The organism is Nocardioides oceani (assembly GCF_030412965.1).
GTDB classification, from domain to species: Bacteria; Actinomycetota; Actinomycetes; order Propionibacteriales; family Nocardioidaceae; genus Nocardioides; species Nocardioides oceani.
Genome location: NZ_JAUHJQ010000264.1, coordinates 1 through 223, shown reverse-complemented (window position 1 = coordinate 223; position 223 = coordinate 1). Strand labels below are relative to the sequence as shown.

At 70.4% G+C, this 223-nt stretch carries 1 protein-coding gene; it reads left to right on the top strand.

Annotation, left to right across the window (positions count from 1 at the left end):
* Positions 1-223: aminotransferase class V-fold PLP-dependent enzyme (locus tag QWY28_RS24010; RefSeq protein WP_300955403.1), on the top strand; the 223-nt coding region annotated here is incomplete at both ends.

Genomic DNA, 223 nt, shown 5'->3' with positions numbered 1-223 from the left:
GCAGAAGCCGCAGTGCGTGATCGACGCGATGGTCGACCACCTCGAGCGGCACAACGCGAACGTCGCCCGCGCCATGCACCAGCTCGGGGCGGAGTCCTCCGAGGCGTTCGAGACCGCCCGCGACGTCGTCGCGCGCTTCATCGGCGCCCCGAGCCGCGACGAGGTGGTCTTCACCAAGAACGCCTCCGAGGCGCTCAACCTGGTCGCGAACACGCTGGCCTGG